The following is a 6,646-nucleotide window of genomic DNA, read 5'->3' on the forward strand; positions in this document are numbered from 1 at the left end:
TACAAGGGATTATCCCTATTATAAATACTGAAAAATAAACATTTTTTTGACACGTTTCATCTGGCTGATAATTTTCATCTTTAAATTCCTTATAAATTAAATATATACCTAAAATTATTAAAATAACAGCAACTATATTTCTAGTATTTTGTTCTAAATTAAAACTCAAAATTGGAATTATTTTTTTCCCAATTAGTATAAATAATTTATAAATAAATAATGCACTAAACCCTTGTAAATATGACATTATTCCCGCTAAAATAATTATTTTTTTTAAACTTATTTTATTAGAAAGGGTCAAGGATAAAATTATTGATTTTCCGTGTCCTGGTCCTATTGAATGGAAAACTCCATAACACCATAAAAAAATAATTCCTAGCCAAACTTTCCCTTCATTTTTAAAATTTTTACTTATTAAAGGGATTAATTTCTTTTGAATTTTTATTATTATTTTTAATCCAATTTGAGAGTATTCTCTATAAAAATATGTGATCAATCCTAGTATTAAAATTAATAGGATTAATTTAATTTTTTTTTTCAAAAAATCACCTCATATTCTAAAGGATTTAAATTTCCCATATAATATGATTTTTTTTTATTTTTAATAAAATTAAATTTGAATTTTCTCTTTATTTTTTCACTTGAAAATGAAGATTTAGAATAACTATAATCATAGTAGTAATCAGGATCATAAATAGCTATATTTAATTTTGCAAGAACCTTAATTTCTATATTAAGTGGTATAAATATTTTAAAAATCAATTTTTCTTTATCTATAGATATATTTTTAATCAAATAAGTATTTATAGGTATTTTTAAATCACCATATTTTATGTGAAAATGACTTTTATTTCCTTTTATTCCAGATAAATTTTCATCAGCCAATTTAATAAATTCATTATTACTTATAATTTTATCACCATTTAGATCATAAATTTCTGAGAATAAAACAGTATTCATTTCATCCATCCTTATAGTAAAAGTTATTCCTTTTATTATGTTTTTATTTATTTGTGGTTCTGTCATAACATCAAGAAACACATGAGGATGTGCAAAGCTACACATAGACTTAAATAAAAACAAATAAATACATATACTTTTCATCATTTAACTCCTTTTATATTTAAATACATACATCTATCGTAGTCCTTCAATAATGCTTCTAGTTATTAGATTTTTACTAATCTCTCCAAATTCTTTTTTTTTCTCGACTAAACTCCCCTAACATATTGTCGTTCATTTTATTTAATACAGTTAAAAAAACTTTTAAATCTTTATTCTCAATACCATCTGTTAAAATTATCCTTTCTATACCAATCAGATTATTTATTTCCTTTACAATTTTTTTTGCTTTTATCGTACAATTTAATTTATAATATCTTGGATTATCAGAGTTCGTTTCCCTAGTAATATATCCATTTTCCATTAATTTTTTTATTGATTTTGTTGTTGTTGCTTTATTTATATCAAGTTTTAAACTTATTTCTTTTTGAGAGATACTGCTATCGTTTATAATACACCTTAATATGAGATATTGCCCTTCGCCTAAATTTACTTCACTCAAATATATATCTACAAACTTTTTTATATTTTGTGCTAATTTTCCTACTCTATATCCTAATATTTCTTTCAAATCGTTCCTCCTAATACGCCATTTTAAATATATTTATTATATCATAATAAATGTTGATTTCTTTTTTAAAGCTAAAAATGTGAATACTCCTACTATAAGATCACTCACTGGCGCAGCCATCCAAACACCATTTAATCCAAATACTTTAGGAAGAATAAACAGTAATGGAAGAAAAACAACAATTTGTCTTAATAAATTAAGTTTTGTAGATAATTTTGAATTACCAATAGCTTGGAAGTAGTTTGAACCAATAATATAAATAGAATTAAAAATCATAAAACTTAAATATATTTTAATTCCATTAGATCCAATAAAAAGTAGTTGCTCATTGCCATCGCTAAATAAATTTATAAAAAAATGTGGTATAGAAAATATTAAACCTGTCAAAATTACGCTTAAACCGATTGCAATTCTTAAAGATAGTTTTAATGTTTGTTTTACTCGATCATATTTTTTAGCAGCATAATTATAACCTATTATAGGCTGAGCACCTTGAATAAGACCAGTTATTATTAAAGAAATAAACATATATACACTATTTATTATTCCCATAGCCCCTACAGCTAGATCATTACTATAAGATAATAACGTTTTATTCAATACAATAGCAGTTAAACTTGCTCCTAATTGTAAGATAAAAGGAGAAAATCCTATAGAAAAAATTTCTTTTGTAATTTTTTTATTTAATTTTAAATTTTTAAGTTTTAATTTAACATTAGATTTTTCACTATACATAAAATGATAAATAGTTAGTACTGAGCTCACAACATTTGAAAGAGCTGTAGCATATGCAGCACCTTTTATTCCCATGTCAAAAGTAAAAATAAATATAGGATCTAAAATTATATTTATTACAGCTCCTAAAATCATATATATCATACCTATTTTAGGATTTCCTTCTGCACGTATAATGTTATTTAACCCCATTCCTAAAAAATTAAAAAACACTAATTTATTTATAATACTCATATATTCACTGGCATAAACTATAGTATTTTCTGTCGCTCCAAATAAAACAAGTATTTTATTTAAAAATAATCCCCCAAAAATCATTAAAACAATACTAAAAATAGTAAATAAAGTTATAACATTCCCAAGAACAACTTCAGCGTCCTTTTTTTTATTTGCTCCTAATTTTAATGATACTAAAGCTCCTCCTCCAAATCCTATTAGCATTCCTACTGCAATATAAATAGTAAAAAGAGGAAATGTGATGCTAAGTCCTGCCATGGCATATGCTCCAATTCCGCGTCCAATAAATATCCTATCAACTATATTATATAAAGCGAAAACTAACATCCCCATAATAGCAGGGACTGAATATTCCAACAATAAACTTGATATTTTTTTTGTACCAATATTTTCCATAAAAAACCTCCTCTGCATCTTATTTTGAAATCATACCACAATTTGAGTTGCCTACGCAACTATTTTGTGGTATAATTATTTAAATAATTAAATAGGGGTGAAATAAATGAAACAAAAATTACTTATATTCTTACTTATATTAAGTTTGAATTTATCAGTTAGTGCAAAAAATGTTAAAATTGCCATTGCATCTGTAGACCAAGCTTGGATGTCACCAGAAAAATCTGTAGAATTAGTTAAAGAAAATGCTTATAAAGCTTCAAAGGATGGGGCTGAACTAATAGTTTTCTCAGAAGCTTTTATTGGTGGATACCCATATTGGCATTATATTATTCCAACAATAGATTTAAAGACTAATTATAGTAAATATTTAGATTTTTATAATGCATCTATAACTAAAGATGGTAAGGAAATGAAAAAATTGCAGTCATATGCTAAAAAATATAAAATAGCAATGGTGATTCCTTTTAATGAAAAAAATGAAGATGAAAATTATAAATCAATTTATAATTCAGCTGTTTTTATAAGTAAAAAAGGGATTATTAAGCATATAACAAGAAAAACAAAAGCTTCTCATACAGAAAAAATGTTTTGGTCTGAACCTAGAGATCCAGATATTCGAGTTGTGAAGCTTGCAGGAATAAATGTAGTCTACAACTCATGTTGGCAGACATATCTACCTTTAGTTAGAGCAATTCAATATGCTCAAGGGGTTCAATTAATGGTAGTTGGTACACAAGATCAAGGAAAAGAATGGAATTCATTCATAAAATCAGTAGCTCTTGAAGGTCATGTTTATTTGGCTTCTGTTACACAAATGTATCAATGGAAAGAAATGGAAACCCAAGATCCAAAACTAGCAACAGATTTTAAAAAAGTTATGATGGATGTATTTGGACAAATTCCTCCTAAAATTCAAAGTGGAGATGGAATGTTGATTGATCCATGGGGGAAAGTAACTGCAAAAGGAAAAAGTATGGAAAGTAATATTGTTTATGGGACTGTTAATACAGATGAAAATATAAAATCATCTATGTATAAAGACTCATCATCAAATTATAGATTACCAATAGATCTATCTTATCGTGGGAGACTATATTTAAAAGATGGTTTTCCTGTGGATAAAGTTATTAAATAATTTTATTCTTACTCAAAAAACTATAGAAAAAATAAAAGAAAATAACATATAGGGTTATACACTAAATTATGAGAGGAGGGTGCGATAAGAAACCTATAGACTTATCGTGCAAAGAATTCTATGTATAAAAATAACAAATCAACAGATTTAATTTTAAAAACTAAACCAGAGTTTAATTTATTAATAATAATTTTTAGAATTTTACCATTCCAAATATTTGCAACCATTTGGATGACTGGGGCTTCTAAAATAATGGGAACCCTCATGTTAAATACTTTTATAACTCCTCTAACTTTATCAGTTATTGTAGGAGTTTTGACTTTTACTATATTTTCAATTATTGCTATCTTTAGATATAAGAATATGTATCTAAAAACAGAATATAGAATATATAACAATAGAATAGAGTATACAGAAGGATTTTGGACAATTGAAGAAAAAACTCTTCTATTTAAAAATGTAACGGAAACAAACTTAAAAATTGGGATTTTTCAAGGAAAAGCAAAAATAGGTACAGTTTTATTGGTTACACCTACGATCACAAGAAATAATAGATATGAAAAACAAGGTGGTCTTTATATAAAAGATATAAAAGATCCAAAAATGATTTATAATAAATTATCTGAATTAATGATATAATATCCGAAAGGAAAAGTAAGGAGGCCCAATGAGGCAATTATTTATTCAAAGAGCTATATTTAACAAAAATACAAATGATATAATGATTGATTATTTAAAAACAATTTCTTTTGAAGAGTTAATAAAAAAAAGAAATATATGCACATTTGGTTCAATTAAGGAAAATAGTTCTTTGTTAGATATATTCATACATTTAGTTTTATGTGAATGCATGCTATATCAAAACATCCATAAAATTGGAGTGATCTCTTTATACGGTAAAGAATTACTTGATTATAATTTACCTACTCCTCTAATTATGTCAAAAACAAAAGAAAACTTTAATGAAGCTATAGGTTTATTAAAGAAGTTGGATATAGCCGTTATAACATTTTATGAAAATCTTGATTTTCATAGCTATAACACTGAAGATTTTTCTAGAAAAGATAATTTTAAAGATAATACGCCAGCTACTTTTATGGAGCAATTATTTGTCCACGCTATTCATCATAGGGGACAAATTTCTCAAATTCTTAGTGAGCTAGGAGTAGGCGAAGATTTTTCAAGATTTCAAAAATTTGGAGTGTTTGATTAGGATTTAGTTCTGTCCCATATTTTGTTCGAATTTTAAGAACTATTACGGAAAATTTTAGAAAATACTAATTGAAAGGGTGTCTTAAATGATACCTTTTTTTTAATATTTTTTTTAGCTTACTATAAATAAAGATATGGAATTGAAAACCAAAAAATTTATAAAAAATTTATTTTAAAAAAAGTCTTGCATTAAACTATGGTTTAACATATATACTAATTTTATAATAAAACTTTAGGAGGAAATTTAATGAAAAAATTAGTAGTGATAACAGGAGCAAGTAGTGGGTTTGGAATGGAATTAGCAAAGGAATTCTCAAAAGATGGATATCCAACACTTTTATTGGCAAGAAGAGTAGAGAAAATGGAGGGACTTAATTTACCGAATGCAATGTGTAGAAAGGTAGATGTCACTGATAAAACTTTATTTGAAAATGCAGTAAGAGAAGCAGAAGCTAAATATGGTAAAACAGATTTAATCATAAATAACGCTGGAATGATGTTATTAGGAGATATAGCAACTCAAGATGCAAATGAATGGCAAACTATGTTAAATGTAAATGTAATGGGTGTAATGAATGGGATGCAAATTGTAATGAATGATATGAAGGAAAGACAATTTGGAACAATAATCAACCTTTCTTCAATAGCAGGATTAAAGCCATTTGGTGGTCATGCCGCTTACTGTGCAGCGAAATATGGAGTTACAGGTCTTACTGAAGTGGCAAGACAAGAGATGTCTTCTTATAATGTAAGAGTTTTATCTATTTGTCCAGGTGCTGTAGGAACAGAATTACTTGGACACACTACTAGCGAAGATATTATAAACGGATATGAAGCATGGAAAGAATCAGTAGGTGCTACAAATATTACAGCAAATGATGTTGCAAAAACTATCAAATATGCTTATGAATTGCCTCAATCAGTATCTTTAAGAGAAATTGTAATTACAGATACAAAGCAAGATGCATAATGAATATATAATAAAAATTTTGTAAAAACTTTTAAAATTAGTATAAATTTTCTATCTTTTTCATACAAAACTTAATTATAATCATAACAAATTTAAAAAGATTGTTGACTTTATCAAATAACTAGTGTAATATAACTATTGTAACGTACCATAATAAATTCGGAGGTGTTCAATTTGAACAACAATATTACATTTGGGGGAAATCCATTAACATTAGTAGGTAAAGGAATAGAAGTAGGAACAAAAGCACCAAATTTTACAGCTTTAAAAACAGACTTATCACCATTTAATTTAGAAGAATTAAATGGAAAAGTAACAATAATTT

8 protein-coding genes are annotated in these 6,646 nt (G+C 26.0%); 4 read left to right on the forward strand and 4 right to left on the reverse strand.

Annotated elements, in window-relative coordinates; genetic code table 11:
• The 4 genes from WBG30_RS14145 to WBG30_RS14160 form a co-directional block, all read right to left on the reverse strand.
• On the reverse strand, positions 1 to 541 hold a 541-nt coding region (locus WBG30_RS14145; protein WP_424505294.1), incomplete at its 3' end, for a hypothetical protein.
• Positions 538 to 1,104, reverse strand: a complete 567-nt coding sequence (locus WBG30_RS14150; RefSeq protein WP_424505295.1) for a DUF1007 family protein — start codon at positions 1,102 to 1,104, stop codon at positions 538 to 540. The genes WBG30_RS14145 and WBG30_RS14150, both read right to left, overlap by 4 nt.
• 76 nt (positions 1,105 to 1,180) lie before the next feature.
• Positions 1,181 to 1,633: a MarR family winged helix-turn-helix transcriptional regulator gene (locus WBG30_RS14155; protein ID WP_424505296.1), complete on the reverse strand. Its 453-nt coding sequence runs from the start codon at positions 1,631 to 1,633 to the stop codon at positions 1,181 to 1,183.
• A 36-nt stretch (positions 1,634 to 1,669) separates the two neighbouring features.
• On the reverse strand, positions 1,670 to 3,001 hold the full coding sequence (locus WBG30_RS14160; RefSeq protein ID WP_424505297.1) for an MATE family efflux transporter: 1,332 nt from the start codon (positions 2,999 to 3,001) through the stop codon (positions 1,670 to 1,672).
• 106 nt (positions 3,002 to 3,107) lie between these two features.
• Here WBG30_RS14160 and WBG30_RS14165 point away from each other — a divergent pair, with 106 nt between their 5' ends.
• The 4 genes from WBG30_RS14165 (at position 3,108) to WBG30_RS14180 (ending at position 6,321) form a co-directional block, all read left to right on the forward strand.
• Positions 3,108 to 4,139, forward strand: a complete 1,032-nt coding sequence (locus WBG30_RS14165) for a nitrilase-related carbon-nitrogen hydrolase (protein ID WP_424505298.1) — start codon at positions 3,108 to 3,110, stop codon at positions 4,137 to 4,139.
• Positions 4,140 to 4,259: 120 nt separating this feature from the next.
• Positions 4,260 to 4,778, forward strand: a complete 519-nt coding sequence (locus tag WBG30_RS14170) for a PH domain-containing protein (RefSeq protein ID WP_424505299.1) — start codon at positions 4,260 to 4,262, stop codon at positions 4,776 to 4,778.
• A gap of 28 nt (positions 4,779 to 4,806) precedes the next feature.
• A complete protein-coding gene (locus WBG30_RS14175; protein WP_424505300.1) occupies positions 4,807 to 5,352 on the forward strand; it encodes a DinB family protein in 546 nt (181 codons plus the stop codon).
• A gap of 246 nt (positions 5,353 to 5,598) precedes the next feature.
• Positions 5,599 to 6,321, forward strand: a complete 723-nt coding sequence (locus WBG30_RS14180; RefSeq protein ID WP_424505301.1) for an SDR family oxidoreductase — start codon at positions 5,599 to 5,601, stop codon at positions 6,319 to 6,321.
• Positions 6,322 to 6,646: the final 325 nt, after the last annotated feature.

The sequence above is a fragment of the Psychrilyobacter sp. genome, assembly GCF_049671765.1.
Lineage (GTDB): Bacteria > Fusobacteriota > Fusobacteriia > Fusobacteriales > Fusobacteriaceae > Psychrilyobacter.

Coding starts and splice junctions, on each gene's coding strand:
- WBG30_RS14150 (WP_424505295.1), bottom strand. CDS start 1,104: ATGAAAAGTATATGTATTTATTTGTTTTTATTTAAGTCTATGTGTAGC.
- WBG30_RS14160 (WP_424505297.1), bottom strand. CDS start 3,001: ATGGAAAATATTGGTACAAAAAAAATATCAAGTTTATTGTTGGAATAT.
- WBG30_RS14165 (WP_424505298.1), top strand. CDS start 3,108: ATGAAACAAAAATTACTTATATTCTTACTTATATTAAGTTTGAATTTA.
- WBG30_RS14170 (WP_424505299.1), top strand. CDS start 4,260: ATGTATAAAAATAACAAATCAACAGATTTAATTTTAAAAACTAAACCA.
- WBG30_RS14175 (WP_424505300.1), top strand. CDS start 4,807: ATGAGGCAATTATTTATTCAAAGAGCTATATTTAACAAAAATACAAAT.
- WBG30_RS14180 (WP_424505301.1), top strand. CDS start 5,599: ATGAAAAAATTAGTAGTGATAACAGGAGCAAGTAGTGGGTTTGGAATG.